Source organism: Neomelitea salexigens DSM 19753 (genome assembly GCF_000422345.1).
In the GTDB taxonomy this organism is placed as follows: domain Bacteria; phylum Pseudomonadota; class Gammaproteobacteria; order Pseudomonadales; family Spongiibacteraceae; genus Spongiibacter; species Spongiibacter marinus_A.
This window is the reverse complement of sequence record NZ_AULP01000013.1, coordinates 1-24973: the sequence shown is the minus strand read 5'-3', so window position 1 is coordinate 24973 and position 24973 is coordinate 1. Positions and strand designations below refer to the sequence as shown.

General features: G+C 53.4%; 37 protein-coding genes. 3 read left to right on the top strand and 34 right to left on the bottom strand.

Annotated elements, in window-relative coordinates; all coding sequences use genetic code 11:
• Window positions 1–123: 123 nt before the first annotated feature.
• Both fabA and fabB read left to right on the top strand, forming a co-directional pair.
• Window positions 124–648: a bifunctional 3-hydroxydecanoyl-ACP dehydratase/trans-2-decenoyl-ACP isomerase gene (gene fabA, locus H573_RS0114500; protein WP_027874895.1), complete on the top strand. Its 525-nt coding sequence runs from the start codon at window positions 124–126 to the stop codon at window positions 646–648.
• A gap of 65 nt (window positions 649–713) precedes the next feature.
• Window positions 714–1937 (top strand): beta-ketoacyl-ACP synthase I, encoded by a 1224-nt coding sequence (fabB, locus tag H573_RS0114495; protein ID WP_027874894.1) that lies wholly within the window; start codon window positions 714–716, stop codon window positions 1935–1937.
• A 78-nt stretch (window positions 1938–2015) separates the two neighbouring features.
• Here fabB and H573_RS0114490 read toward each other — a convergent pair whose 3' ends face one another.
• The 5 genes from H573_RS0114490 to H573_RS0114470 form a co-directional block, all read right to left on the bottom strand.
• Window positions 2016–3206 (bottom strand): molybdopterin molybdotransferase MoeA, encoded by a 1191-nt coding sequence (locus H573_RS0114490; RefSeq protein WP_027874893.1) that lies wholly within the window; start codon window positions 3204–3206, stop codon window positions 2016–2018.
• A gap of 2 nt (window positions 3207–3208) precedes the next feature.
• On the bottom strand, window positions 3209–3730 hold the full coding sequence (gene moaB, locus H573_RS0114485; RefSeq protein ID WP_027874892.1) for a molybdenum cofactor biosynthesis protein B: 522 nt from the start codon (window positions 3728–3730) through the stop codon (window positions 3209–3211).
• Complete coding sequence (locus tag H573_RS0114480) at window positions 3717–4553, bottom strand: sugar nucleotide-binding protein (RefSeq protein WP_154653917.1); 837 nt, start codon at window positions 4551–4553, stop codon at window positions 3717–3719. Before H573_RS0114480 ends, moaB begins: the two co-directional genes overlap by 14 nt.
• A gap of 103 nt (window positions 4554–4656) precedes the next feature.
• Window positions 4657–5184, bottom strand: coding sequence for a single-stranded DNA-binding protein (gene ssb, locus H573_RS0114475; RefSeq protein ID WP_027874890.1), 528 nt, complete (start codon window positions 5182–5184; stop codon window positions 4657–4659).
• A gap of 78 nt (window positions 5185–5262) precedes the next feature.
• Window positions 5263–6612 carry an MFS transporter gene (locus tag H573_RS0114470; RefSeq protein WP_036256964.1) on the bottom strand — a complete coding sequence of 450 codons (1350 nt, stop codon included), beginning with the start codon at window positions 6610–6612 and terminating at the stop codon, window positions 5263–5265.
• A 153-nt stretch (window positions 6613–6765) separates the two neighbouring features.
• On the opposite strand from H573_RS0114470, the gene uvrA reads away from it, so the two are divergent.
• Entirely contained in the window at window positions 6766–9591 is a 2826-nt protein-coding gene (gene uvrA, locus H573_RS0114465; protein ID WP_027874888.1) for an excinuclease ABC subunit UvrA, read from the top strand.
• Between the two features lie 88 nt (window positions 9592–9679).
• On the opposite strand, the gene rplQ is transcribed toward uvrA, so the two are convergent.
• The 29 genes from rplQ to tuf form a co-directional block, all read right to left on the bottom strand.
• Window positions 9680–10069, bottom strand: coding sequence for a 50S ribosomal protein L17 (gene rplQ / locus H573_RS0114460; RefSeq protein ID WP_027874887.1), 390 nt, complete (start codon window positions 10067–10069; stop codon window positions 9680–9682).
• A gap of 56 nt (window positions 10070–10125) precedes the next feature.
• Entirely contained in the window at window positions 10126–11127 is a 1002-nt protein-coding gene (locus H573_RS0114455) for a DNA-directed RNA polymerase subunit alpha (protein WP_027874886.1), read from the bottom strand.
• Between the two features lie 33 nt (window positions 11128–11160).
• On the bottom strand, window positions 11161–11781 hold the full coding sequence (rpsD, locus tag H573_RS0114450) for a 30S ribosomal protein S4 (protein WP_027874885.1): 621 nt from the start codon (window positions 11779–11781) through the stop codon (window positions 11161–11163).
• Between the two features lie 23 nt (window positions 11782–11804).
• Entirely contained in the window at window positions 11805–12197 is a 393-nt protein-coding gene (gene rpsK / locus H573_RS0114445) for a 30S ribosomal protein S11 (RefSeq protein WP_022960548.1), read from the bottom strand.
• A gap of 74 nt (window positions 12198–12271) precedes the next feature.
• Complete coding sequence (gene rpsM, locus H573_RS0114440; protein WP_027874884.1) at window positions 12272–12628, bottom strand: 30S ribosomal protein S13; 357 nt, start codon at window positions 12626–12628, stop codon at window positions 12272–12274.
• 132 nt (window positions 12629–12760) lie between these two features.
• Complete coding sequence (rpmJ, locus tag H573_RS19400; protein ID WP_084495682.1) at window positions 12761–12877, bottom strand: 50S ribosomal protein L36; 117 nt, start codon at window positions 12875–12877, stop codon at window positions 12761–12763.
• Between the two features lie 32 nt (window positions 12878–12909).
• Window positions 12910–14238 carry a preprotein translocase subunit SecY gene (gene secY, locus H573_RS0114435; protein ID WP_027874883.1) on the bottom strand — a complete coding sequence of 443 codons (1329 nt, stop codon included), beginning with the start codon at window positions 14236–14238 and terminating at the stop codon, window positions 12910–12912.
• 13 nt (window positions 14239–14251) lie between these two features.
• On the bottom strand, window positions 14252–14686 hold the full coding sequence (gene rplO / locus H573_RS0114430) for a 50S ribosomal protein L15 (protein WP_027874882.1): 435 nt from the start codon (window positions 14684–14686) through the stop codon (window positions 14252–14254).
• A gap of 12 nt (window positions 14687–14698) precedes the next feature.
• Complete coding sequence (gene rpmD / locus H573_RS0114425) at window positions 14699–14875, bottom strand: 50S ribosomal protein L30 (protein WP_027874881.1); 177 nt, start codon at window positions 14873–14875, stop codon at window positions 14699–14701.
• Between the two features lie 19 nt (window positions 14876–14894).
• Complete coding sequence (rpsE, locus tag H573_RS0114420; RefSeq protein WP_027874880.1) at window positions 14895–15407, bottom strand: 30S ribosomal protein S5; 513 nt, start codon at window positions 15405–15407, stop codon at window positions 14895–14897.
• A 10-nt stretch (window positions 15408–15417) separates the two neighbouring features.
• Window positions 15418–15768, bottom strand: a complete 351-nt coding sequence (gene rplR, locus H573_RS0114415; protein ID WP_027874879.1) for a 50S ribosomal protein L18 — start codon at window positions 15766–15768, stop codon at window positions 15418–15420.
• Between the two features lie 10 nt (window positions 15769–15778).
• Window positions 15779–16312, bottom strand: a complete 534-nt coding sequence (gene rplF / locus H573_RS0114410; RefSeq protein WP_027874878.1) for a 50S ribosomal protein L6 — start codon at window positions 16310–16312, stop codon at window positions 15779–15781.
• 26 nt (window positions 16313–16338) lie between these two features.
• Window positions 16339–16734 carry a 30S ribosomal protein S8 gene (gene rpsH, locus H573_RS0114405; protein WP_027874877.1) on the bottom strand — a complete coding sequence of 132 codons (396 nt, stop codon included), beginning with the start codon at window positions 16732–16734 and terminating at the stop codon, window positions 16339–16341.
• 52 nt (window positions 16735–16786) lie between these two features.
• A complete protein-coding gene (gene rpsN / locus H573_RS0114400) occupies window positions 16787–17092 on the bottom strand; it encodes a 30S ribosomal protein S14 (protein WP_027874876.1) in 306 nt (101 codons plus the stop codon).
• Window positions 17093–17104: 12 nt separating this feature from the next.
• Window positions 17105–17644 (bottom strand): 50S ribosomal protein L5, encoded by a 540-nt coding sequence (gene rplE / locus H573_RS0114395; RefSeq protein ID WP_027874875.1) that lies wholly within the window; start codon window positions 17642–17644, stop codon window positions 17105–17107.
• Between the two features lie 13 nt (window positions 17645–17657).
• Window positions 17658–17975 carry a 50S ribosomal protein L24 gene (rplX, locus tag H573_RS0114390; protein ID WP_027874874.1) on the bottom strand — a complete coding sequence of 106 codons (318 nt, stop codon included), beginning with the start codon at window positions 17973–17975 and terminating at the stop codon, window positions 17658–17660.
• A gap of 34 nt (window positions 17976–18009) precedes the next feature.
• Window positions 18010–18378, bottom strand: coding sequence for a 50S ribosomal protein L14 (gene rplN, locus H573_RS0114385; protein WP_027874873.1), 369 nt, complete (start codon window positions 18376–18378; stop codon window positions 18010–18012).
• Window positions 18379–18437: 59 nt separating this feature from the next.
• On the bottom strand, window positions 18438–18704 hold the full coding sequence (gene rpsQ / locus H573_RS0114380; RefSeq protein ID WP_027874872.1) for a 30S ribosomal protein S17: 267 nt from the start codon (window positions 18702–18704) through the stop codon (window positions 18438–18440).
• Between the two features lies 1 nt (window position 18705).
• Window positions 18706–18897: a 50S ribosomal protein L29 gene (gene rpmC / locus H573_RS0114375; RefSeq protein WP_027874871.1), complete on the bottom strand. Its 192-nt coding sequence runs from the start codon at window positions 18895–18897 to the stop codon at window positions 18706–18708.
• Complete coding sequence (gene rplP / locus H573_RS0114370; protein WP_027874870.1) at window positions 18897–19310, bottom strand: 50S ribosomal protein L16; 414 nt, start codon at window positions 19308–19310, stop codon at window positions 18897–18899. Before rplP ends, rpmC begins: the two co-directional genes overlap by 1 nt.
• Window positions 19311–19321: 11 nt before the next feature.
• Window positions 19322–19996, bottom strand: coding sequence for a 30S ribosomal protein S3 (gene rpsC, locus H573_RS0114365; protein WP_027874869.1), 675 nt, complete (start codon window positions 19994–19996; stop codon window positions 19322–19324).
• A 13-nt stretch (window positions 19997–20009) separates the two neighbouring features.
• Window positions 20010–20348 (bottom strand): 50S ribosomal protein L22, encoded by a 339-nt coding sequence (gene rplV, locus H573_RS0114360; RefSeq protein ID WP_027874868.1) that lies wholly within the window; start codon window positions 20346–20348, stop codon window positions 20010–20012.
• 25 nt (window positions 20349–20373) lie between these two features.
• Window positions 20374–20649: a 30S ribosomal protein S19 gene (gene rpsS / locus H573_RS0114355; protein WP_027874867.1), complete on the bottom strand. Its 276-nt coding sequence runs from the start codon at window positions 20647–20649 to the stop codon at window positions 20374–20376.
• A 28-nt stretch (window positions 20650–20677) separates the two neighbouring features.
• On the bottom strand, window positions 20678–21502 hold the full coding sequence (gene rplB, locus H573_RS0114350; protein WP_036256963.1) for a 50S ribosomal protein L2: 825 nt from the start codon (window positions 21500–21502) through the stop codon (window positions 20678–20680).
• Window positions 21503–21519: 17 nt separating this feature from the next.
• Window positions 21520–21816: a 50S ribosomal protein L23 gene (gene rplW, locus H573_RS0114345; protein ID WP_027874865.1), complete on the bottom strand. Its 297-nt coding sequence runs from the start codon at window positions 21814–21816 to the stop codon at window positions 21520–21522.
• Entirely contained in the window at window positions 21813–22433 is a 621-nt protein-coding gene (gene rplD / locus H573_RS0114340) for a 50S ribosomal protein L4 (RefSeq protein ID WP_027874864.1), read from the bottom strand. Before rplD ends, rplW begins: the two co-directional genes overlap by 4 nt.
• Before the next feature lie 11 nt (window positions 22434–22444).
• The gene (rplC, locus tag H573_RS0114335) at window positions 22445–23089 is read right to left on the bottom strand and encodes a 50S ribosomal protein L3 (RefSeq protein WP_027874863.1); all 645 of its coding nucleotides are present in this window, start codon (window positions 23087–23089) and stop codon (window positions 22445–22447) included.
• Between the two features lie 111 nt (window positions 23090–23200).
• Window positions 23201–23512, bottom strand: coding sequence for a 30S ribosomal protein S10 (rpsJ, locus tag H573_RS0114330; protein WP_022960525.1), 312 nt, complete (start codon window positions 23510–23512; stop codon window positions 23201–23203).
• A gap of 243 nt (window positions 23513–23755) precedes the next feature.
• The coding region (tuf, locus tag H573_RS0114325) for an elongation factor Tu (protein WP_027874862.1) at window positions 23756–24973 on the bottom strand (1218 nt) is incomplete at its 5' end.

The window sequence follows — 24973 nt, the reverse complement described above, 5'->3', positions numbered from 1 at the left end:
ACTTTGCCCTGCTTACCAAATTATTACAGCAATGATCAGGCCAATGTTGACATTTTTGTGTGCTCAGCAGGCCCTTATGCTACTATGCGCGCTACAAATTTCTCACTGGCAAGTCTTTTTCTTATGTCTCTTACCCATAAAAATAGCTTTACAAAAGAAGAACTCATTGATTGTGGCCATGGCCGACTCTTTGGCCCGGGCAACCCCCGCCTCCCCATCGACAATATGCTCATGTTAGACCGCATCACTCATATTAGCGACGAAGGTGGCGAATATGGCAAAGGCCAACTGATCGCCGAGCTCGATATCAACCCCGACCTATGGTTTTTCGACTGCCACTTTGTTGGCGACCCAGTCATGCCCGGCTGCCTGGGGCTCGATGCCATGTGGCAGCTAGTGGGCTTTTTTCTCGGATGGCGCGGCAACAGTGGCAAAGGCCGCGCGCTGGGTGCCGGCGAAATTAAGTTCACCGGGCAAATTTTACCCGACACCAAACTCGTTACCTACACACTCAACTTCAAGCGACTCATTGAACGCAAACTGGTTATGGGTATCGCCGACGGAGAGGTCGCTGTCGACGGGAAAGTTATCTACACCGCTAAAGATCTGCGGGTTGGCCTGTTCAAAGACGACGCCAGCTTCGCGTAATAACAATGCCACTAGCGTGGCAAACAAGACTCACTGACAGAACAAACATACGCTACGAGGTAGACATGAAACGTGTTGTAGTTACGGGGATGGGTATCGTCTCCAGCATTGGCAACGACATCAAACAAGCTTTGGCTTCGCTCCAAAATGGTGCATCCGGCATCACACATAACGACACCTACAAAGAAATGGGCTTTCGCAGCCATATTTCAGGCTCCATTAAAGATCTGGATTTAAAAGCCCACATTGATCGCAAGCAACTGCGCTTCATGGGCGACGCGGCGGCCTATGCCTACATCGCCATGCAAGAAGCCATTGCCGACTCCGGGCTTGAAGACAAGGATATCGACAACGAGCGTACCGGCATTATTGCGGGCTCTGGTGGCGCCTCTTCCGCCAACCTCATTGAGTCTGCCGATACACTGCGCGAGCGCGGCGTAAAACGCATTGGGCCCTACCGAGTTACCCAAACCATGGGTAGCACCGTATCTGCCTGCCTGGCCACCCCCTTTAAAATTAAAGGTGTGAACTACTCTATCTCTTCAGCTTGCGCCACCAGCGCACACTGTATTGGCAACGCGGCTGAGCTCATCCAGCTGGGCAAACAAGATGTTGTTTTTGCCGGCGGCGGCGAAGAAGAGCACTGGTCGCTGAGCTGCCTGTTTGATGCCATGGGCGCGCTGTCTACGAAGTACAACGACACCCCGCAGCAGGCCTCCCGCCCCTATGACGCTAACCGCGACGGCTTTGTTATTGCTGGCGGCGCCGGCATGATCGTTCTGGAAGAACTCGAGCACGCCAAAGCACGCGGCGCGAAAATTTACGGCGAATTAGTCGGCTACGGCGCCACCTCCGACGGCTATGACATGGTTGCCCCCAGCGGCGAAGGCGCGGCGCGATGCATGCGCCTGGCCCTGCAAAACGTCAGCAGTGAGGTCGACTACATCAACTCACATGGCACCTCGACACCAGCCGGCGACATGCAGGAACTAAAAGCCATCAAACAGGCTTACGGCGAGCACCCCATCCCCGTTATCGGCTCAACTAAGTCACTCGCAGGGCACTCTCTGGGGGCTACCGGTGTTCAAGAAGCCATCTTCTCGCTGCTGATGATGCAACATAACTTCATCGCCGCTTCCGCCAATATCGAGGAGCTGGACCCGGAAGCTGCCGGCATTCCAATTGCGACGGAAAAGCGCGAAAACGTGACACTCAATACCATTATGTCTAACAGTTTTGGTTTTGGTGGTACTAACGCGAGCCTGGTATTTAGTCGAGTTAACGACTAGCCCCCAAAAGCACTTGCGCACAAAAAAGCCCGCTTCTGCGGGCTTTTTTGTGCGCCAGGGACGGTTAGTCTTTTAGCATCAGGCACCCAACTCGTCGAAAGAAAGGCAATCGATGAGCTCACCGCGCGCAAAGGTGGTACCCGGCGGCACAATTGCCAATGCATTCGCCCACGCCACTGAACTTAGCGCCCCAGAGCTTTGCTGCGGATGCAAACTCAGTACGCCGCCCTTCAGTCGCACACGCAGATACTCCTGGCGACGACCCGCCTTGGGCCATTCGAAGTCCGCCTTCGCCTTAACCACGCTGGGCATCGGGTCGGTGACGCCTTGCATGGCCAACAAGTACGGCCTGACGAGCAGGCAGAACGTGACAAAACTCGACACCGGGTTGCCCGGCAAGCCAAAAAACGGCACGCCGGCAATTCGGCCGTAGGCCAAGGGCTTACCCGGCTTAATCGCCAGCTTCCACACCTTGAGCTCACCCAAGCGCTCTATCTGCGCTTTAACATGATCTTCCTCACCGACAGAGACACCACCGCTGCTTATTACCACATCGGCTAACTCAGCCGCTTGAGCCAAGGCCTTCGCGGTCGCCTCTGCCGTATCGGGGACAATACCCAGGTCGATAAGCTCACCGCCCATAGCTGAAATCAACGCAGCTAACATGGGGCGATTGGAGTTATAAATTTGCGCAGTGCCTAGCGCCTGCCCGGGCTCTCGCAATTCATCCCCGGTCGACATCAGGGCAACTTTTAAGCGCTTGGCAACACGACACGCCGGCACCCCAACGGAGGCCAATAAGCCGAGGTCCGCTGCGCCTAGCTTGCGACCGCGCGCTACAACAACAGCCCCCTTCGCGATGTCCTGTCCACGCGGGCGAATATGCTGGCCAGATACTGGCGTTATCGCAACCTCAACGCCCTCGTCGGATCGCTGGCAATCCTCCTGGGCAACAACACAGTCTGCCCCCGGCGGGATAAACGCACCGGTAAAAATTCGCGCCGCGGTTCCAGGCAGCAGGGCATCGGGGGCATGGCCTGCCGCTATACGCTGGCTGACAGGCAATGGCCGCCCTTCTGCAAGATCAGCGACCCGCAACGCATAGCCGTCCATCGCGCTATTGGCCGCCGGCGGCACATCTGTTGCCGCGACAATATCCTCGCGAAGAATGCGCCCAAATGCGGCATTCAGCTCACAGCACTCATCCCCACACAGACTCGCATCTGCCAGTAACTCAGCCTGTACTTCCGCCACCGGGCGCAGCGCCATTATTAGTGACCTCTGCGAGTATTTAACACACCCACAAAATTGCAGGGGCGATGACGACTATCGAGCTGCTCCGCGATAAGCCGCGTCCACGCAGTTCGGCATGCCCCCGTAGAACCTGGCATGCAAAATATCACGGTATCATTGGCAAAGCCGGCAAGGGCTCGCGACTGGATTGTCGACGAACCAATTTCTTCGTATGACACGGCGCGAAAGACCTCACCAAAGCCTTCAATGTGCTTGTCAAAAAGCACCGATACCGCCTCTGGCGTGGAGTCCCGCCCTGAGAATCCAGTGCCACCAGTCACCAGCACTGCGTCAATGTTTTCATCAGCGATCCAAGCGGATAGTGCAGCGCGAATTTGATAAATATCGTCTTTCACGATCTGCTTATCCGCCTGCCGGTGACCGGCCTCTTGCAGAGCGTTGCATAAGTAGTGCCCAGAACTATCAGAAGCCTCATCTCGAGTATCCGATACAGTCAGCACCGCGATCGACAGAGCTGAAAACGCGTCAGAGGCGCTCATCGCAATCATCCTCACAAAGGGTTTTAATCATTTTGGGCAACCAGGATCGCCACGCTAATTGCTTAATGCCGAAATTACGCAATAAACGCTCACAGCGGAGCACTCGCGAACCCGTCACCCACCCCCAGCCATCGCCATCAATTGAAATATCGGGGGGAGTCGCCAGATATTGCCCAGCATGGGCGTAGGCCACTTCGGCGAACGCATAGGCACTCGTGGCGCCGCTGCTTTGGTAGTGATAGATGCCCCGGCATAGCGCGCCACAGGAAAGCTGGTCAATCATTGCCGACAACACCCGGGCAAGGTCACCAACCGGCGTCGGAGCACTCTGCTGAGAATCATCAAGACCGAGCGCTTGGCCCGCTTTAAGCGCTTTGATAAAGGCGGACAGTAAATTATCACCGTCGGTCGCGATAAGCGGTCCGGTGCGCAGGATAAGCGCCTGCAACGGCGCGGATAGCAGCTGCTCTTCCATTGCCGCCAAAGGAATAGCATCCTGACCTTGAGGGGCTGGGGTAGCATTTTCTGCTACCGGCTCTTCGCGATCCAACGCCGCGACAACCCGGGCATCACTCAGCCCCAAATAACACCGCAGTTTCGAGCCTACAGCGCTTATTAGCTCCGCCTGAATATCAACGACGGCGTCGGTGACGGGTTCACCCGGTATTAAAAGGGCATTAACGAGAATCGCACCGTCAGCCAAGTGCGGCTGCGCCAATAACTCCGAGGGCTTTAGTTGCATCAATTCTCGGCCCCGGGAGTTCAGCTGCGCTTTCAGGGCCGCCGCTAACGCGGAGTCTTCACAGAGTAGTAACACGCTCACCGTTTCGCCCACTGCCGCCTTCACCTAGACATTGCACAACCCTTTTCAGGGACGTTAATCCCGCCGCCGCCCCATCGGCGCTCACCAACTGCGAAGACACTTCTCAGAATGGAATATCGTCATCAAAGTCGTCAAAGCCAGGAGCAGGGGCGTTTTGCTGAGCGGGTGCTTGCTGTTGCGGAGGAGCTTGACGCTGCGGCGCTGACGGAGCCGGCGCTGCTTGGCGACGCTGCTGAGGCGCCGGCGCCTGAGAGTAGCCGTCGTCGCCATAGCCACCGGACATGCCACCACCGCTGCGGCTGTCGAGCATTTGCATTTCAGCGGCAACAATCTCGGTGGTGTAACGGTCTTGGCCACTTTGATCCTGCCATTTGCGAGTGCGCAGAGACCCCTCGACGTAGACCTTTGAACCTTTTTTCAAATATTCGCCCGCAATTTCAGCCAACCGATTGAAGAACACCACCCGGTGCCATTCTGTACGCTCCTGCGGCTGGCCAGTTTGCTTATCCTTCCACGTCTCACTGGTCGCGATGGTGACATTTGTCACGGCTCCCCCAGAAGGCATATACCGAGTCTCTGGGTCTTGGCCAAGATTCCCCACCAAGATAACTTTGTTGATACCTCGCGCCATGCGCACTCTCCTATTATTACTGTCTGCGGCCTGCCAAATGACAGCCACCACTATACCGGATTCTGCCGGAACCCGTCATTAGTCTCGGCGGTAAAGCTCCGCGGGCAACTGGGCTAAATCAAAGCCCTTGGATACTCGCAGATAGGCCTGGCGCTCGTCCTCAATGACCGTCACGTCTAGTGTGCCCGGCAGACATAACACCTCATTTCGCAAACGCTCATACCCCCAGCCGCCCTGCGGCCAGCTTAGGGTAACGCTAACATTCTGAACGGGAAGTACCATGCCGATTGTACACACCAGCCAAAGCAAACCGGCAAGGCCCGCGGCAAGAAATACCGCAGCTTCCCCCCAGTGTCCCAGCACCCCCCCCCCGAGCGCGCCGCCACAAAACGCGCCCATAAATTGGAAGCTGGCAAAAACACCCATCGCCGTGCCCTTGCCGCCCGCATATACGCTGCGACTCAACAACGCTGGCAACGATGCTTCGAGGTAGTTAAAAGCCGTAAAGAACAGCAGCAATACTGCCAATACAGAAGCCAAAGAAAACGGCAATACCGACGCGAGCAGCAATACTCCCGCCAGGAGGGCGACCGCAAGGCGCAGAATCAATGCCTGCCATGACTTTTTCTCGGCAACAATTAATGCCGGAACCATCAACACGAACGCGGCGGCCATAACAGGCAAGTACACCATCCAATGCTCGGCAGGCGCCAGCCCCAGTTCGGTAAGGCGGGCTGGCAACACCAGAAATAGTGCCATCATGGCCATATGCAGGACGAAGACTCCCACATTCAAACGCATCAAAGACGGACTGCGAATACAGCGCAACAACAAGCTTGCCAATGGCCGGGCGCTCGGGTCGCGAGACTGGATGCGCGAGGACGGCACCACAAAGACGGCGACCACCACGCCAAGTATGGCGAGCGCCGAGGTCAACAAGAATAACGCCGGAACACCAAAGCTGGCCGCGACGCCGGGGCCAACCACCATTGCTACGGCGAAGGACACCCCAATACTGACACCGATTGCGGCCATCGCCTTACTGCGGTGCTGCTCTCGCGTTAAGTCGGCAACGGTCGCAGTAAGCGTGCTGGCTATTGCCCCCGCCCCCTGCATAAGCCGACCAAATATCACCGTAAATATCGATTCAGCAGATGCTGCAAGCACACCGCCAGCGGCGAACAACAGCAAGCCCGCCACGATAACGGGCTTGCGACCGATCCGGTCCGACAGCATACCGAGCGGAATTTGCAGCACAGCCTGCCCGAGGCCATAGATACCTAGCGCAAGACCAACCAAAACCGGTGTGCTAAAAGCATAGTCCGCAGCATAGAGAGGTAAAACCGGCAGCAGCATGAATAAGCCGAGCATGCGGAATACGTATAAACAGGCCAACGCTGCAACAGCGCGACGCTCCAGCGCAGACATGGAGGAGTTCAAGTGCGGAAAATTCCCGAGCGGTGATCAAAGAAGTAACGACCCGTAGTCTACCAGTTTGCCGCCCCCTAAAAAACCAGTTGGCCTTTGCGCCGCCTGGATTCAGCCCCGTATAATGCTCGGTTTGTTTTATCGGGGTTTGTAATGGATCGGATTATCGTTCGCGGTGCTCGCACCCACAATCTGAAGAATATCGACCTGGAGATTCCCCGTGACAAGCTGGTTGTGATCACAGGCTTGTCTGGCTCTGGCAAATCGTCTCTCGCCTTTGACACGCTATACGCTGAAGGCCAACGACGCTATGTAGAGTCACTGTCGACCTATGCGCGCCAGTTTCTATCCATGATGGAAAAGCCCGATGTCGACCACATCGACGGCTTGTCGCCAGCCATTTCTATTGAGCAAAAGTCGACCTCTCACAACCCGCGCTCGACCGTAGGCACCATCACTGAGATCTACGACTACTTGCGCCTGCTGTTCGCCCGCGCCGGCGAGCCGCGCTGCCCCGATCACGACGCGCCACTGGCCGCACAGACAGTTAGCCAAATGGTCGACACCGTTTTATCCCTTCCCGAGGGCAGCAAGATGATGATGCTCGCCCCCGTGATAAAAAACCGCAAAGGCGAACACCTTCACGTGCTGGACAAGCTGCGCAGCCAGGGTTTTGTGCGCGCGCGCATCGATGGCATTGTCGTCGATTTAGATGACGCCCCCACGCTCGACAAGAAAAAGAAACACTCTATCGACGTGGTGGTTGACCGTTTCAAAGTGCGCAGTGATTTAGCCCAACGTCTGGCCGAGTCTTTTGAGACCGCCCTGGAGCTCACCGACGGTATCGCCAGCGTTGCCGACATGGATGACCCGAGCAAAGCAGAGCTTAGCTTTTCCGCTAAATTTGCCTGCCCTCACTGCGGCTATAGCTTAAGCGAATTAGAGCCCAGGCTGTTTTCCTTCAACAGCCCGCTAGGCGCATGCGGCAGCTGCGACGGGCTCGGCGTAAAACAATTCTTCGATGAGTCACGCATTGTGCAACATCCCGAGGCTAGCCTCTCCACAGGGGCGATCCGCGGCTGGGACCGGCGCAGCGTTTATTATTTTCATATGCTGAAGTCACTGGCCGAACACTACGATTTCGACATTGACGCACCCTTTGAATCACTGGAAAAAGCCAATCAACAGCGCATTTTGCACGGCAGCGGTGACGACGAGATCAGCTTCACCTATATCAATGATCGCGGCGACAGCTTCCAACGCAAGCACCGTTTCGAAGGGGTTATTCCCAATATGGAACGCCGCTACCGAGACACCGAGTCGCAGACGGTGCGCGAAGACCTGAGTAAATTTTTGAGCACCCACGCCTGCCCGGACTGTAAGGGTACGCGCTTGCGCAAGGAAGCCAGGCATGTCTTTATCGAAGAGCAAACACTGCCCGATATAGCATCGATGCCGGTAGGCGCCGCCAAGCAGTATTTCGAAAACTTAGCTCTGAGCGGTCGCCAGGCACAAATTGCTGAAAAAATATTGAAAGAGATCAACGACCGCCTGCGCTTTCTAGTGGATGTTGGCCTGAATTACCTTAGCCTCGACCGCAGCGCCGATACCCTTTCGGGGGGTGAAGCACAGCGCATCCGCCTCGCCAGCCAGATCGGTGCTGGCCTCGTGGGCGTAATGTATATCCTGGATGAGCCGTCGATAGGCCTACACCAACGCGACAACGAAAGACTTCTCAACACCCTTCGCCACCTGCGCGATATTGGAAATACCGTCATTGTTGTCGAACACGATGAAGATGCGATACGTACTGCCGACCACATTATCGATATCGGGCCCGGGGCTGGTGTTCATGGCGGACAAGTCGTGGCAGAGGGAAACTTGGACGACATACTAAACAGCAACCAATCCCTAACAGGAGATTATTTGTCCGGGAAACGCTGCATCGCCATCCCCACAGAGCGTCACCAACCGGACCCCGATCGTTACATTCACCTAGAAGGCGCCATAGGCAACAACCTGCAAGACGTCGACTTGCATATCCCCTTGGGCTTGATGACCTGCATTACTGGTGTTTCAGGCTCAGGGAAATCAACATTAATTAACCACACCCTGTACCCGATTGCAGCGACCGCACTGAACGGCGCTACCACCCTGAAACCTGCGCCTTATAGCGACATCAAGGGCTTGGATCTCGTCGACAAATGCATCGACATTGACCAGAGTCCAATAGGCCGAACGCCTCGTTCTAACCCAGCAACCTATACCGGAATATTTACCCCCATCCGAGAACTTTTTGCCGGCACTCAGGAGGCGCGATCCAGAGGCTACAAAGTTGGGCGCTTCAGCTTTAACGTCAAGGGTGGCCGCTGCGAAGCGTGCCAAGGTGACGGCGTCACTAAGGTAGAAATGCACTTCCTGCCAGACATCTACGTCGCCTGCGAGGTTTGCCAGGGCAAGCGCTATAATCGCGAGACACTGGACATTCTATATAAAGGAAAGAATATCCACGAAGTGCTAGAGATGACCGTTGAAGACGCCAACAGCTTCTTCGAAAACGTGCCAGCTATTGCAAAAAAACTCCAAACGCTGATGGACGTCGGCCTAAGCTATATTCGCCTGGGTCAGGCGGCAACGACCCTGTCGGGTGGTGAAGCTCAGCGCGTTAAGCTCGCTAAAGAACTCTCCAAGCGCGACACCGGCAAAACCCTCTACATTCTTGACGAGCCGACCACCGGCCTGCACTTCGAAGACATTCAACTACTGTTGACGGTACTCCACCGGCTGCGTGACCACGGCAACACCGTGGTGGTCATCGAACACAATCTCGATGTTATTAAAACCGCCGACTGGCTTATTGATCTGGGACCCGAAGGCGGCAGCGGTGGTGGTCAAATCATCGCCGAGGGGAGCCCTGAAACCCTTGCACAAGTTACCGAGTCCCACACCGGGCGTTTTTTAAAATCCATGCTCAAGTAATGCTGCACCCTATCACTATCACTAATCAACGGGCATAAAAAAAGCCGGCGTAGCCGGCTTTTTTTATGCTTTCGAAACAGCGAAGAGCTTACTCTTCGTCGTCTTCGATCTCATCCGCAACTGGGCGATCAACCAACTCGACGTAAGCCATAGGAGCTTTGTCGCCAGTACGCAGACCACACTTCATAATGCGAATGTAACCGCCTGGGCGAGCCGCGTAACGCGGACCAAGCTCGTTGAACAACTTACCCACTGCCTCGTCGCTGCGCAGACGTGCAAAGGCCAAACGGCGATTTGCAACACTGTCTGTTTTTGCGAGAGTGATCAGTGGCTCCGCGTGACGGCGAAGTTCCTTGGCTTTAGGCAGAGTCGTTTTAATCAATTCGTGCTCTACCAATGAAGCCGTCATATTGCGAAACATCGCTTTGCGATGCGAGCTATTGCGGTTCAGTTGACGGCCGCTATGACGATGACGCATGGCTTTTTCCTTTAATAAACGTTGCTATCTCAGCAAAATAATCTTCGGTTCAATGCTTACGCAAGAACCCGGTCGTCGTTTCTCAGGCTAGCCGGTGGCCAATTGTCTAGGCGCAAGCCCAAAGACAAGCCACGAGAAGCCAATACATCTTTGATCTCAGTCAGAGACTTCTTGCCGAGGTTCGGCGTTTTCAGAAGCTCAACTTCGGTACGCTGTACCAAGTCACCGATGTAGTAAATATTTTCCGCTTTCAGACAGTTCGCACTGCGCACGGTCAACTCGAGATCGTCGACTGGGCGAAGCAGGATAGGATCGACTTCGTTCTCTTCACGCGATGGCTCTTTCTCACCTTCGCTTTCAAGATCAACGAATACCGCCAGCTGCTGCTGAAGAATGGTCGCCGCGCGACGGATAGCTTCTTCAGGATCAATCGTGCCGTTGGTTTCGAGATCCAATACCAACTTATCGAGGTCAGTGCGTTGCTCTACCCGCGCATTTTCTACAACGTAGCTAACGCGGCTGATTGGGCTGTAGCTAGCATCTAACTGCAAACGACCGATGGAGCGCGTCTCTTCCTCGCCACCGTTGCGAACGTCGGCAGGAACATAGCCGCGACCGCGAGCAACAGTCAGGCGCATATTCAACTCACCACCTGAGTTCAGGTTGGCAATGACGTGATCCTGATTGACGATTTCAACTTCATGATCAGTCTGAATATCACCAGCAGTTACCGGGCCTTCGCCCTTTTTGCTCAGCGTTAATACAGCTTGGTCTTTGCCGTGAAGAATCACAGCCACTTCTTTCAGGTTAAGCAGGATTTCGATAACGTCTTCCTGGACACCTTCCATAGCACTGTATTCGTGCAACACACCGTCGATTTCAGCTTCGGTCACCGCACAACCAGGCATTGAAGACAGCAAAATACGGCGCAGGGCATTACCCAGGGTATGCCCAAAACCACGCTCAAGCGGTTCCAAGGTGACTTTCGCGCGAGTTTGACCCTGCTCTTCAACCTGGATCACTCGCGGTGTTAAAAATTCATTCACTGCACTTTGCATAGATCACCTGTAGTGAGAATGTCCGGAAATAACTTACTTCGAGTAAAGCTCAACGATCAGCTGTTCGTTGATCTCTGAAGACAAGTCGCTACGGTCTGGTGCATTTTTGTAAACGGCTTCCATCTTGTCGCTGTTTACATCAATCCAAGACACGTCGCCGCGCTGTGCTGCAAGTGCAAGTGCGGACTGAACGCGAAGTTGCTTCTTCGCTTTTTCACGCAGGCTAATCACGTCACCAGGCTGAACCTGATACGACGGTACGTTAACGGTTTGACCATTAACGAGGATACCTTTATGTGATACCAGCTGGCGCGCTTCGGCACGAGTAGAGCCGAAACCAATGCGGTATACAACATTGTCCAAACGGCCTTCCAAGTATTGCAGCAGGTTTTCACCGGTTGCGCCCTTCTTGCTTGCCGCTTTCTTGTAGTAGCTACGGAATTGCTTTTCCAGAACACCGTACATACGACGAACTTTCTGCTTTTCGCGAAGCTGAACGCCGTAATCGGACAGACGTCCGCGACGCGCACCGTGCATACCGGGAGCATTTTCGGCTTTGCACTTAGAATCCAGAGGACGAACGCCACTCTTCAAAAACAGGTCAGTGCCTTCCCGTCTTGCTAATTTACAGCTCGGGCCTAAATATCTAGCCATGTTAACTATTCCTCAACTGTTAATTACACGCGACGTTTCTTGGGAGGACGGCAACCATTATGGGGAATGGGCGTCACGTCTGTGATGTTTGTGATCTTGTAGCCGCAGTTGTTCAAAGCGCGAACAGCCGACTCACGGCCAGGTCCAGGACCTTTAACTTCTACGTCAAGATTTTTAAGACCGTAGTCTTTCGCGGCATTACCCGCGCGCTCTGCTGCAACCTGTGCCGCAAAGGGGGTGCTTTTACGCGAACCGCGGAAGCCACTACCACCAGCCGTTGCCCAGCTCAGAGTGTTACCCTGGCGGTCTGTAATGGTGATAATGGTATTGTTGAATGACGCATGGATATGCGCGACGCCATCGACAACGGTCTTTTTGACCTTCTTGCGAGGCGCTTGCTTGCCTGGTTTAGCCATGTTTACTTCCTGCTTCTAATATCAACACTACACTAGTGGTGTAGCTACACTAAAGGCGCTTTGCTGCTCCGCAATTACTTGCGAATCGGCTTACGTGGACCCTTGCGAGTACGCGCGTTAGTTTTCGTACGCTGACCACGCAGGGGAAGACCCTTACGGTGACGCAGCCCACGGAAACAGCCAAGGTCCAGCAGACGCTTGATGTTCATAGATACTTCGCGGCGCAGATCGCCTTCTACCGTCATTTTGGCAATTGCGTTACGCAGTGAATCGAGCTGCTCTTCAGTCAGGTCAGCGATTTTAGCGTCTTCCGCAATGTTGTTGCCCGCGCACAATTTTTTAGCAGTTGTGCGACCAATTCCGTAGATATAAGTCAACGAAATAACGGCATGCTTGTTATCTGGTATGTTAACACCCGCAATACGAGCCATTCAGATTACTCCAATTAAAGCTTTAACTTTTAACGCTTGACAAAATCTGGCCAGATGAACAGACCCCGCGCGAAAGGCGCAGTAGTCTATCTACAACCGGGCCGGGTTTCAAGCCCAGCGACCAAATTTTGCTCAGCCCTGCCGCTGCTTATGACGTGGCTCTGCGCTACAGATAACGCGAACAACACCTTTGCGACGAACGATTTTGCAGTTGCGGCAAATTTTCTTTACCGATGCACGAACTTTCATGACGACACTCCAAACAAATTGCTGCGCCGCGATTAGCGGGCGCCGCTACCGTAATTTTTCAGGTTAGCTTTTTTCATCACCGAGTCGTATTGGTGAGACATCATGTGCGACTGTACTTGCGCCATAAAGTCCATAACCACGACCACCACAATCAGCAGCGATGTACCACCCAGGTAGAACGGAACGTTCCACATAACTACCAAAAACTGTGGCAGGAGGCAGACACCAGCGATATATAGCGAACCAAACATTGTCAGGCGAGTAAGCACATCATCAATGTAACTTGCCGTCTGCTTACCAGGGCGAATACCTGGTAAAAAAGCACCTGAACGCTTCAAGTTATCCGCCACTTCATCCGGGTTAAACATCAACGCGGTGTAGAAGAAGCAGAAGAAGACAATCAAGGCTGTAAACAAAATGATATTGAGTGGTTGGCCTGGACCAATAGCCAATGCCAGTTCTTGCAGCCACTCCATACCTTCATTACTTTGCCCTACCCACTGCGCGATCGACGCCGGGAACAGCAGTATCGAGGAAGCGAAAATAGCGGGTATAACACCGGCCATGTTCACCTTCAGAGGGAGGTGACTGGATTGTGCCTGATACATCCGGTTGCCGCGTTGCTGCTTAGCGTAGTTCACCGTGATGCGGCGCTGGCCACGCTCGATGAAAACAACCAAGTAGATTACCGCAACTGCCAGAACCAAAATCGCCAGCAATACCAGTACATTCAACTCGCCTTGACGAGCCTGCTCTAAAGATTGCCCAACAGCCGAAGGCAGCCCTGCTACGATACCGGCGAAAATCAGCATAGAAATACCGTTACCGATACCCCGCTCGGTTACTTGTTCACCGAGCCACATCATGAAGACCGCGCCCGTTACTAAAGAGACCACTGCGGTGAAATAAAAGCTAATATCCGCGTTAAATGCGAGACCTTGGTTTGCAAGGCCAACCGTCATACCCGTCGCCTGCAACAAGGCCAACACCACCGTCAAATAGCGGGTGTACTGGCTGATTTGTCTGCGACCGGCCTCACCTTCCTTCTTAAGGGCTTCCAGCTGCGGGCTCACGGCGGACATTAGCTGCATAATAATGGATGCAGAAATGTAAGGCATGATGCCCAAAGCCAGAATACTCATGCGCTCTAGTGCACCACCAGAGAACATATTAAACAGGCCAAGAACCGTACCCTGATTTTGATTAAACAGGGCGGCGAGTTGATCCGGGTTGATGCCGGGCACCGGAATGTGGGTGCCGATGCGATAGACAATTATCGCCAACAACAGAAAACGAAGGCGAGCCATAAGCTCGCCTAGTCCGGACTGCTTTCCAGTTGTCAAAGGACTGGATTTCGCCATGGGTTATAGTTCCCTATTCTTCGACTTTGCCGCCAGCTTTTTCGATAGCTTCGCGGGCGCCTTTAGTCACAGCCAAACCTTTAACTGTAACAGCCTTGGTCACATCACCTGACAGAAAGACTTTCGCTCTCTCGATGTTGTTTGAAACCAGGTCGGCACGCTTCAACGCATCCAGATCGACAACATCTTCGCCAACAGCATTCAGCTCAGAAGTCCGAATCTGCGCGGTTACAGAGGCCATGCGAGAAGTAAAACCATACTTCGGCAGGCGTTTCTGCAAAGGCATCTGGCCGCCCTCGAAACCGGGACGTACACTACCGCCCGAACGAGACTTCAGACCTTTATGGCCTCGACCTGCAGTTTTACCCAAACCGCTACCGATACCGCGTCCAACCCGCTTGCCTTCTTTAACACGGCCTGGGGCGGGGCTCAGCGTGTTTAAACGCAACTCGCTCATTTTTTAACCCTCAACACGAATCAGATAGTTAACTTTATTGATCATGCCACGTACTGAAGGAGTGTCTTCCACTTCAACAGTGTGACCAATGCGACGCAGACCCAGGCCCGCAACGCAGGCTTTGTGAGCCTTCAATCGGCCCGCTACTGAGCGGACCTGTGTAACTTTAATCTTGCTCATAATGAATCCTGCCCCTTTTTTAGCCCAGGATATCTTCTACCGATTTGCCGCGCTTAGCTGCGACTTCTTCAGGAGAAGAGATACTTTGCAGTGCTTTAATCGTTGCACGCACTACGTTTACCGGGTTGGTAGACCCATAGCACTTGGCGAGTACGTTGTGTACACCCGCAATTTCAAGCACAGAACGCATCGCACCACCGGCGATAACACCAGTACCTTCTGATGCCGGCTGCATGTAGACCTTAGAGGCCCCATGAACACCTTTCACTGCGTATTGCAGGGTATCGCCCTTGATATCCACCTGGACCATGTTGCGGCGTGCCGCTTCCATTGCCTTCTGGATGGCGACAGGCACTTCACGAGCCTTGCCGCGGCCGAAACCCACTTTGCCGTTGCCGTCACCTACCACGGTCAGCGCGGTGAAGCTGAAAATACGACCGCCCTTGACCACTTTGGCAACACGGTTAACCTGAACCAGTTTTTCCTGGAGGCCTTCTGTGTTTGCTTTGTCTTTCTGCTCGTTGTACGCCATCGCCTAAACCTTAGAATTCCAATCCGCCTTCACGGGCAGCATCTGCCAGCGCCTTCACTCGACCGTGGAAACGGAATCCACTGCGATCAAAAGCGACCTTTGTTACACCCGCAGCCTTAGCACGGTCTGCAATCAGCTTGCCAACGCCAGCCGCTGCACCGATATTGCCACTTGATGCGCTACGCAACTCTTTATCCAGTGTTGAAGCACTGGCAAGAACGCGATCACCTTCTGCTGCAATCAATTGCGCATACATATGGCGCGGAGTGCGATGAATGCACAGACGAACCGCTCGCAGTTCGCGCATTTTAGCGCGAGCTCGGCGTGCACGACGTAATCTTGAAACTTTCTTATCGCTCATATGCTAGCCTTTACTTTTTCTTCGCTTCTTTACGACGAACAACTTCGTCTTCGTAGCGAACACCTTTACCTTTATAGGGCTCGGGCGGACGGAAGGCGCGGATTTCCGCGGCAACCTTGCCGAGAACCTGCTTATCACTACCTGTCAGAACAATTTCTGTCTGAGAGGGAGTTTCTGCTTTAACCCCTTCGGGCAAATCGTAGTCAATGGGGTGGGAGAAACCCAGCACCAAATTGACAGACTTACCGCTTGCTTTGGCACGATAACCAACACCGTTCAGGATCAACTTACGCTGAAAACCTTCGCTGACGCCGATCACCATGTTATTGGCCAAGGCGCGAGTGGTTCCCGCCATTGCCCAACCATTTTTTGCACCTTCACGGGCAGCAAATACAAGCTGACCATCTTCTTGCTTAACTTCGACGGACTCGTGCAGCGGCATAGACATGTTGCCATTCTTGCCTTTAACCGCAATGCTGTCGGCGCCGAGTGTGACTTCAACCCCTTTTGGGAGAGCCACTGGACTTTTCGCTACTCTGGACATTTTAGAAAACTCTTCTAACCGTCGATTTAGAAAACAGTGCAGAGCACTTCGCCACCAACACCCGCTGCTCGTGCAGCGCGGTCTGTCATCACACCACGGCTGGTGGAGACAATGGCAATACCCAGTCCGGCACGTACTTCCGGAAGATCTTCTTTACCCGCATAAGCGCGCAGACCTGGGCGGCTAACACGCTGGATTTCAGCGATAACCGGTTTACCTTGAAAATACTTCAGCTCGATACTCAGAGTGGCCTTACCAGCGTTATCGTCTACACGAGAACCGGCGATGTAGCCTTCCTGCTCAAGTACGTTGGCTACCGCCTTTTTCAGCTTGGAAGAAGGCATTTGAACCTCTGTTTTCCCAGCCATCTGAGCGTTGCGGATGCGGGTCAGCATATCCGCTAAAGGATCTTGCATGCTCATGTTTTGCTCCCATTTATCGCCGCGTTATCGCGCGACAGCAAAATTCTCAATCTTACCAGCTGGCCTTAACCAGACCAGGCACATCACCACGCATCGCAGCTTGGCGCAATTGGTTACGGCACAGGCCGAACTTGCGGTAAACACCGTGAGGGCGACCAGTTACCTGGCAACGACGGCGCTGACGAACAGGGCTCGCATCACGCGGCAGCTTCTGCAGCTTAACCTGGGCGTCCCACTTTTCCTCATCGCTGGCGTCAACGCTGGCGATAATAGCCTTAAGTTCAGCACGCTTAGCGGCGTATTTGGCGACTGCGCGAGCACGTTTTACTTCGCGCGCTTTCATTGACTGCTTTGCCATATCCCTAACCCCTTAAGCTTTGAACGGGAAGTTGAACGCTTTTAACAACGCTCGACCTTCATCATCGTTACGCGCTGACGTAGTGATAGTAATATCCAAGCCACGCAGGGTATCGACTTTATCGTAATCAATTTCCGGGAAAATGATCTGCTCAGTCACACCCATCGCGAAGTTACCGCGACCGTCGAATGACTTTGGGCTGATACCACGAAAGTCACGTACACGTGGGATAGCAACAGAGATCAAGCGATCCAGAAATTCATACATGCGCTCGCGGCGCAGCGTAACTTTGCAGCCAATCGGCCAACCGTCACGAATTTTAAAGCCCGCAATTGATTTACGCGCTTTGGTTACTACAGGCTTTTGACCGCTGATTTTCTCAAGGTCAGCCAGAGCAGCTTCCAATACTTTCTTGTCACCCGCAGCTTCACCGACACCCATGTTCAGAGTGATCTTGGTAATACGGGGAACTTCCATCGCGTTAGCGAGACCCAGCTCTTCAATAAGCTTGGCGCGCAACTCGTTGTTATACAGTTCGCTTAATCGTGCCATTTTCTAATAACCCCTACGCGTCGATCGCTTCGCCGCTGGATTTAAATACGCGGGTCTTAGTGCCGTCTTCAGCAACTTTGAAGCCCACCCGATCCGCTTTATTCGAAGACGGATTATAAATCGCGACGTTCGACACCTGGATAGGCGCCTCTTTCTCAACGATACCGCCGGCCACACCCAGCTGTGGGTTAGGACGTTGGTGCTTCTTGATCATATTGATGCCGGAGACCAGCACGCGATTTTCGTCCAGTACTTTTTGTACCTTGCCGCGCTTGCCTTTGTCTTTACCGGTTAAGACGATAACTTCGTCTTCACGTTTAATCTTGCGCATTATGCTGACCTCAGTCTTCTCTTCAGCGAACCAATTACAATACTTCAGGTGCCAGAGAGATAATCTTCATGAACTTCTCACCACGCAGCTCTCGAGTCACCGGCCCAAAAATACGAGTGCCGATAGGAGCCAAACTGGCGTTCAGCAGTACTGCTGCATTGTCGTCGAACTTAATCAGCGAACCATCGCCGCGACGAACGCCTTTCTTGGTGCGAACTACGACCGCTGTCATTACCTGACCTTTTTTCACTTTGCCACGAGGAATTGCCTCTTTGACAGTGACTTTGATCAGATCGCCGACACGAGCGTAACGACGGTGTGAGCCGCCAAGCACTTTGATGCACATAACGCGACGCGCGCCACTGTTATCTGCAACTTCCAAATAGCTTTCTGTTTGAATCATTTCTTACTCCAAAGCAGTCAACTGTGCATCAAGCCATTGAACACAGGCCGCCGGCCAAATTAAATCTGCTTAGCCGTCTCTTCAACGCGCAGCAAAGTCCATGACTTACTCTTAGACAGCGGACGCGTCTCACAAACTGTTACCACGTCTCCAGTCTTGCACTCATTATTCTCATCATGAGCGTGGACTTTAGAAGAACGGGTCAAGTACTTACCGTAGATTGGGTGTTTCACACGACGCTCTACCAGTACAGTGATGGTTTTATCCATCTTGTCGCTAACTACCTTACCGGTGGCGGTACGAGCGCTCTTTGCTGCTTCTGACATTTTAATTACCTGCCTTTTCCTGGAGCACAGTCTTAATGCGCGCAATTTCTTGACGAGTCTGCTTCAGCAGATGCGTCTGCGCCAACTGGCCGGTACTTTTCTGCATGCGCAGCTTGAACTGCTCTTCGAGCAACTTCAGCAGCTGGGCATTGAGCTCGTCTACTGACTTTTCGCGTAATTCAATAGCGTTCATTACATCACCACCCGCTTAACAAATTGGGTTGCTACCGGAATCTTAGCTGCTGCCAGTGCAAAGGCTTCGCGCGCCAGCTCTTCGGGCACACCTTCCACTTCATACAGCACTTTGCCGGGTTGAATTTGGGCAACCCAATATTCAACGTTACCCTTACCTTTACCTTGACGAACCTCGAGAGGCTTCTCAGTAATTGGCTTATCCGGGAAAACGCGGATCCAGATTTTACCGCCACGTTTAATGTGACGAGTCATGGCACGACGAGCTGCCTCGATCTGGCGAGCGGTGATACGACCGCGTCCGACTGCTTTCAGGCCGAAATCACCAAAGCTGACCCGGCTGCCGCGTTCTGCCAGACCGCGATTGCGGCCCTTCTGTACCTTGCGAAACTTTGTGCGCTTCGGCTGTAACATGTGCGTAACCCTTACTCTGAACCTTTCTTAGCCTTGGCTTCGACTGCTTCGTTTCTGTTCCCCAGGATTTCACCCTTGAAGATCCAGACCTTGACACCGATGATGCCGTAGGTAGTCGCTGCCTCGTATGTGGCGTAGTCGATATCTGCGCGCAGAGTGTGGAGAGGTACACGACCTTCCCGGTACCACTCAGTACGTGCGATCTCAGCACCACCAACACGGCCACTAACTTGTACTTTGATGCCTTCCGCGCCTTGGCGCATTGCATTCTGTACCACACGCTTCATCGCGCGACGGAACATAACGCGGCGCTCAAGCTGCTGTGCAACATTCTGTGCAACCAGCTTCGCATCAAGATCCGGCTTGCGAACCTCTTCAATGTTAATGTGCACGGGTACAGACATGCGCTTGCTGAGCTCTTTGCGCAGCTTCTCAACGTCTTCACCCTTTTTGCCAATAACAATGCCAGGGCGTGCAGTGTGAATAGTAATGCGTGCGGTTTGTGCCGGACGCTCGATCACAATGCGGCTAACAGAAGCGTGCGCCAACTTCTCTTCCAAGTACTCGCGAACTTGGATGTCAGTCACCAGCTGTTGTGCGTACTGTTTGCTGCCTGCATACCAGACAGAGTTGTGATCTTTTACAATTCCGAGCCGGATGCCGGTCGGGTGTACTTTCTGACCCATTTGGTCTCTCCTACTAACCTTCGCCGTCGGCTACTTTAATCGTGATATGACAAGACCGCTTCAAGATGCGATCGGCCCGGCCTTTTGCACGGGGGCGCAGACGCTTCATCGTCATACCCTCGTCGACAAAGATTGTCGAAACTCGCAATTCATCAACATCAGCACCTTCGTTGTGCTCGGCGTTGGCGATTGCAGAGTTCAGCACCTTCTTAATGATGCCGGCTGCCTTTTTGGAGCTAAACGTCAACAAATCCAGCGCTTCTTCTACACCCTTGCCGCGAATCTGGTCAGCAACCAAACGGGCCTTCTGGGCGGAGATACGTGCGCCTTTTAAACGTGCCGCTACTTCCATCGTTTATGCCTCTCCCAGCCCAAGCTTAACGCTTGGCCTTTTTATCAGCCACGTGCCCCTTATAGGTGCGAGTCGCGGCGAATTCACCCAATTTGTGCCCAACCATATCCTCGGTAACCATTACCGGAACATGTTGACGACCGTTGTGTACCGCGATGGTTAAACCAACCATCTCGGGGAGAATCATAGAACGACGCGACCAAGTCTTGATCGGACGACGATCGTTTTTCTCAACCGCTGTCTCTACCTTCTTCAAAAGATGAAGATCGATAAACGGTCCTTTCTTCAATGAACGTGGCACAAGCTAATCCTCTTTACTCTGACTGCGCTTATTTTCTGCGATCACGCACAATCAGCTTATCTGTACGCTTATTTTTACGGGTCTTATACCCTTTAGTCGGAACACCCCAAGGAGTTACAGGATGACGACCACCAGAGGTACGACCTTCACCACCACCATGTGGGTGATCAACGGGGTTCATAGCCACACCGCGAACGGTAGGACGAACACCACGCCAACGCGCCGCACCGGCTTTACCCAACTTACGCAGGCTGTGCTCGCTGTTTGAAACCTCGCCCAATGTGGCGCGGCACTCAGCAAGAATCTTGCGCATTTCGCCGCTGCGCAAACGCACAGTGGCATATTGGCCTTCACGTGCAACCAACTGCACTGATGCACCTGCACTACGAGCGATCTGAGCGCCTTTACCAGGCTTCATTTCGATGCAGTGTATTGTGCTACCGACTGGAATGTTGCGCAGCGGCAGCGCGTTACCGGGCTTAATAGGCGCTGACTCACCAGAGAGCACCTCATCACCTGCGGCAACACCCTTAGGTGCAATCACGTAGCGACGCTCACCGTCCGCGTACTTAAGCAATGCAATATACGCAGTACGGTTAGGGTCATACTCCAAGCGCTCAACAACAGCAGGAACGCCATCTTTGTTGCGCTTGAAGTCGATAATACGGTAGTGCTGCTTGTGACCACCACCAACGTGACGAGTTGTGATACGCCCGTTGTTGTTACGACCACCATTGCGCGACTGACTCTCAAGCAAGGCCTTGTGCGGAGCGCCTTTGTGCAGCTCAGCATTAACCACTCGAACGACGTGACGGCGTCCGGGAGAGGTCGGTTTACTTTTTACAATTGCCATTTGACTCAGCTCCAGACTTATTCAGCGACTGCAAAGTCGATATCTTGACCCTGCACCAGGCTTACATAAGCCTTCTTCCAGTTTGGCTTTTTGCTCAGGCCAAAACGGTTACGCTTAACTTTGCCTTTCATGTTCACGGTGCGTACGTCAACAACGTCCACCTTGAACAGCTTTTCGACTGCGTTTTTAATTTCCAGCTTGGTAGCGCTGGGCAGCACACGAAAAACGACCTGATTACCTGCTTCGGCACTCATTGCGCTTTTTTCAGAAACGTGAGGACCGAGCAATACTTTGTAAATGCGCTCCTGATTCATCCCAACATCTCCTCAAACTTTTTCAATGCCGCAACGGTAACCACAACTTTGTCGTAACCGATCAAGCTCACGGGGTCGACACCGTTCACATCACGAACATCAACATCGTGAAGGTTGCGCGCCGCCAGGTACAAATTGCCAGTCACTTCTTCAGTAACAATCAACGCACCTTTTACATCCAGCTCAGCCAGCGACTTAACAAGCAGCTTAGTCTTAGGTGCTTCAAGCGCCATCTCTTCAACGACAACCAGACGCTCCTGACGAGCCAGCTCCGACAAAATAGAACGCAGAGCCGCGCGGTACATCTTGCGGTTTACTTTTTGACTGTGATCTTGAGGCTTCGCCGCAAAGGTCACACCACCGCCAGTCCAAATTGGGCTGCGGATGGTACCAGCACGCGCGCGGCCAGTACCTTTTTGACGCCATGGCTTCTTACCACCACCACTCACTTCAGAGCGGGTTTTCTGTGCACGAGTACCCTGACGAGCACCGGCCAGATAGGCAGTCACAACCTGGTGAACCAGGTCTTCATTAAACTCACGAGCAAAGGCGACATCGGAAACCTGGATAGTTCCAGCCGCTGCACCGTTACCGGGTTTCGCAATATTCAGTTCCACTGCTTAGCCCCCTAGGATTTTTTTGCTTTAACAGCAGGACGTACAAACACGTCACCACCTGGCGCACCGGGAACCGCACCCTTGATCAAAATCAAGTTGCGCTCTGCATCGACACGTACAACTTCCAGCGTCTGCACAGTCACACGCTCAGCACCCATGTGACCCGCCATCTTCTTACCTTTGAAGACGCGACCAGGAGTCTGGCATTGACCGATAGAACCCGGCGCACGGTGCGACAATGAGTTACCGTGAGTAGCGTCTTGCATATGGAAGTTCCAACGCTTAACACCACCCTGGAAGCCCTTACCTTTAGACTGCCCAGTAACATCAACTTTCTGACCTGCTTCAAATGCAGCAACAGTCAGCTCAGCACCAACCTCTGGAGCGTCATCACCTTCTTCAAGGCGAAACTCCCAAAGTCCGCGACCAGCCTCAACACCTGCTTTAGCAAAGTGCCCAGCTTCAGCTTTTGAAATACGTGACGCCTTACGAGCTCCAGCCGTCACTTGAATAGCGCGATAGCCGTCAGCATCGTCTGCTTTGACACGAGTAACGCGATTGGGCTCAACCTCAATCACCGTTACCGGAATAGATACGCCGTCGTCTGTAAAAACGCGAGTCATGCCGCTTTTACGACCGACCAAACCAATAGTCATTGCTCCAACCTCTCAGTGTACGGGGCTTAACCCTCTACGGCCGCGCTCTCACGCGTTACACAACCCAGGGCCAGCCCCTGAGCGGGTCTGAATATATTCAGTAAATTTTAATTAGCCGAGGCTAATTTGAACTTCTACACCAGCCGCCAGATCTAGCTTCATCAAAGCGTCTACAGTTTTTTCTGTAGGCTCTACGATATCCAACATGCGCTTGTGGGTGCGGATCTCATACTGATCTCGCGCATCCTTGTTTACATGTGGAGAGACCAGAACCGTGTAACGCTCCTTGCGAGTAGGCAGCGGGATTGGACCCCGAACCTGCGCGCCAGTGCGCTTAGCGGTATCTACGATCTCTTGCGTAGACGCATCGATAAGGCGGTGATCAAAAGCTTTTAAACGAATGCGAATCCGTTGATTTTGCACCTGATCAAACTCCCATCCCGAAAATACCTTCGAGCCACTATCGGCGCCAACTGGCCGAGACAACCCGAAAAAAGAAGCGGCATATTAATGACCTAACCGCCCCGTGTCAACAACTATTCGACACAAAGGCAATTAAAGACGCTACCGCGCGTTTTAGGGCGCCAATTGCACCCATTGTTACCCAGAAAGGGAGGCCAAAGCCTCCCTCTCACACTGCTGCGCGAATAACGTCGCGCGCCAGCATTACTCTACGATTTTCGCTACCACGCCGGCGCCAACAGTACGGCCACCTTCACGGATTGCAAAACGCAGACCTTCTTCCATCGCGATAGGCGCAATCAATGTCACGTCCATTTTCACGTTGTCGCCAGGCATTACCATTTCTGTACCTTCTGGCAGCTCACACGCACCCGTTACGTCCGTGGTGCGGAAGTAGAACTGTGGACGGTAGCCTTTGAAGAATGGCGTGTGACGACCACCTTCATCTTTGCTCAGTACGTACACTTCGGCTTCGAAGCGAGTGTGCGGAGTGATTGAGCCAGGCTTAGCCAATACTTGGCCACGCTCAACTTCGTCACGCTTAGTACCACGCAGCAGAACACCAACGTTCTCACCAGCACGACCTTCGTCGAGCAGCTTGCGGAACATTTCAACACCAGTACAGGTAGTCTTGGTGGTGTCTTTGATACCGACGATTTCGATTTCGTCACCAGTGTTCAGAACACCACGCTCGATACGACCGGTTACTACGGTACCGCGACCAGAGATCGAGAACACGTCTTCGATTGGCATCAAGAACGGCTGATCGATAGCGCGCTCGGGCTCAGGGATGTACTCATCCAGAGCTTTAACCAGCTTGGCAACAGCAGTTGTACCCAGCTCGTTGTCGTCTTCGCCGTTCAATGCCATCAGGGCAGAACCCGCAATGATTGGCGTGTCGTCGCCTGGGAAGTCGTAAGTGTCGAGCAGCTCACGCAACTCCATTTCAACCAGCTCGAGCATTTCGTTGTACTCTTCGCTGCCTACGCCGCCACAGTCTTCAGCCAGCAGGTCGGCTTTGTTCAGGAAGACAACGATGTAGGGAACACCAACCTGACGAGACAGCAGGATGTGCTCACGCGTCTGAGGCATTGGGCCGTCAGTTGCACCACATACCAAGATCGCGCCGTCCATCTGAGCGGCACCAGTGATCATGTTTTTAACGTAGTCGGCGTGCCCTGGGCAGTCGACGTGTGCGTAGTGACGAATGTCTGAATCGTACTCTACGTGAGAGGTAGCGATGGTAATACCACGCTCACGCTCTTCAGGCGCATTATCGATACCGTCGAATGCAACGGCTTCACCGCCGAAGACTTCTGCACAAACGCGCGTCAGCGCTGCAGTCAGAGTCGTTTTACCATGGTCAACGTGACCGATGGTGCCCACGTTGACGTGGGGCTTACTACGTTCAAATTTTTCCTT

Coding starts and splice junctions, on each gene's coding strand:
- ssb (WP_027874890.1), bottom strand. CDS start 5,184: ATGGCGCGAGGTATCAACAAAGTTATCTTGGTGGGGAATCTTGGCCAA.
- rplQ (WP_027874887.1), bottom strand. CDS start 10,069: ATGCGTCATCGTCATAGCGGCCGTCAACTGAACCGCAATAGCTCGCAT.
- rpsD (WP_027874885.1), bottom strand. CDS start 11,781: ATGGCTAGATATTTAGGCCCGAGCTGTAAATTAGCAAGACGGGAAGGC.
- fabB (WP_027874894.1), top strand. CDS start 714: ATGAAACGTGTTGTAGTTACGGGGATGGGTATCGTCTCCAGCATTGGC.
- rplE (WP_027874875.1), bottom strand. CDS start 17,644: ATGGCACGATTAAGCGAACTGTATAACAACGAGTTGCGCGCCAAGCTT.
- rplV (WP_027874868.1), bottom strand. CDS start 20,348: ATGGAAGTAGCGGCACGTTTAAAAGGCGCACGTATCTCCGCCCAGAAG.
- rplW (WP_027874865.1), bottom strand. CDS start 21,816: ATGAATCAGGAGCGCATTTACAAAGTATTGCTCGGTCCTCACGTTTCT.
- rpsK (WP_022960548.1), bottom strand. CDS start 12,197: ATGGCTAAACCAGGCAAGCAAGCGCCTCGCAAGAAGGTCAAAAAGACC.
- rpsM (WP_027874884.1), bottom strand. CDS start 12,628: ATGGCTCGTATTGCGGGTGTTAACATACCAGATAACAAGCATGCCGTT.
- rpsN (WP_027874876.1), bottom strand. CDS start 17,092: ATGGCAAAGCAGTCAATGAAAGCGCGCGAAGTAAAACGTGCTCGCGCA.
- rplP (WP_027874870.1), bottom strand. CDS start 19,310: ATGTTACAGCCGAAGCGCACAAAGTTTCGCAAGGTACAGAAGGGCCGC.
- moaB (WP_027874892.1), bottom strand. CDS start 3,730: ATGAGCGCCTCTGACGCGTTTTCAGCTCTGTCGATCGCGGTGCTGACT.
- rpmC (WP_027874871.1), bottom strand. CDS start 18,897: ATGAACGCTATTGAATTACGCGAAAAGTCAGTAGACGAGCTCAATGCC.
- rpsE (WP_027874880.1), bottom strand. CDS start 15,407: ATGGCGTACAACGAGCAGAAAGACAAAGCAAACACAGAAGGCCTCCAG.
- H573_RS0114470 (WP_036256964.1), bottom strand. CDS start 6,612: ATGTCTGCGCTGGAGCGTCGCGCTGTTGCAGCGTTGGCCTGTTTATAC.
- rpsC (WP_027874869.1), bottom strand. CDS start 19,996: ATGGGTCAGAAAGTACACCCGACCGGCATCCGGCTCGGAATTGTAAAA.
- rpmD (WP_027874881.1), bottom strand. CDS start 14,875: ATGAGCAAGATTAAAGTTACACAGGTCCGCTCAGTAGCGGGCCGATTG.
- secY (WP_027874883.1), bottom strand. CDS start 14,238: ATGGCGAAATCCAGTCCTTTGACAACTGGAAAGCAGTCCGGACTAGGC.
- rpsQ (WP_027874872.1), bottom strand. CDS start 18,704: ATGTCAGAAGCAGCAAAGAGCGCTCGTACCGCCACCGGTAAGGTAGTT.
- fabA (WP_027874895.1), top strand. CDS start 124: ATGTCTCTTACCCATAAAAATAGCTTTACAAAAGAAGAACTCATTGAT.
- rpmJ (WP_084495682.1), bottom strand. CDS start 12,877: ATGAAAGTTCGTGCATCGGTAAAGAAAATTTGCCGCAACTGCAAAATC.
- rpsH (WP_027874877.1), bottom strand. CDS start 16,734: ATGAGCATGCAAGATCCTTTAGCGGATATGCTGACCCGCATCCGCAAC.
- rplR (WP_027874879.1), bottom strand. CDS start 15,768: ATGAGCGATAAGAAAGTTTCAAGATTACGTCGTGCACGCCGAGCTCGC.
- rplN (WP_027874873.1), bottom strand. CDS start 18,378: ATGATTCAAACAGAAAGCTATTTGGAAGTTGCAGATAACAGTGGCGCG.
- rplC (WP_027874863.1), bottom strand. CDS start 23,089: ATGACTATTGGTTTGGTCGGTCGTAAAAGCGGCATGACTCGCGTTTTT.
- rplF (WP_027874878.1), bottom strand. CDS start 16,312: ATGTCCAGAGTAGCGAAAAGTCCAGTGGCTCTCCCAAAAGGGGTTGAA.
- rplB (WP_036256963.1), bottom strand. CDS start 21,502: ATGGCAATTGTAAAAAGTAAACCGACCTCTCCCGGACGCCGTCACGTC.
- rplX (WP_027874874.1), bottom strand. CDS start 17,975: ATGCGCAAGATTAAACGTGAAGACGAAGTTATCGTCTTAACCGGTAAA.
- H573_RS0114455 (WP_027874886.1), bottom strand. CDS start 11,127: ATGCAAAGTGCAGTGAATGAATTTTTAACACCGCGAGTGATCCAGGTT.
- H573_RS0114490 (WP_027874893.1), bottom strand. CDS start 3,206: ATGGCGCTGCGCCCGGTGGCGGAAGTACAGGCTGAGTTACTGGCAGAT.
- uvrA (WP_027874888.1), top strand. CDS start 6,766: ATGGATCGGATTATCGTTCGCGGTGCTCGCACCCACAATCTGAAGAAT.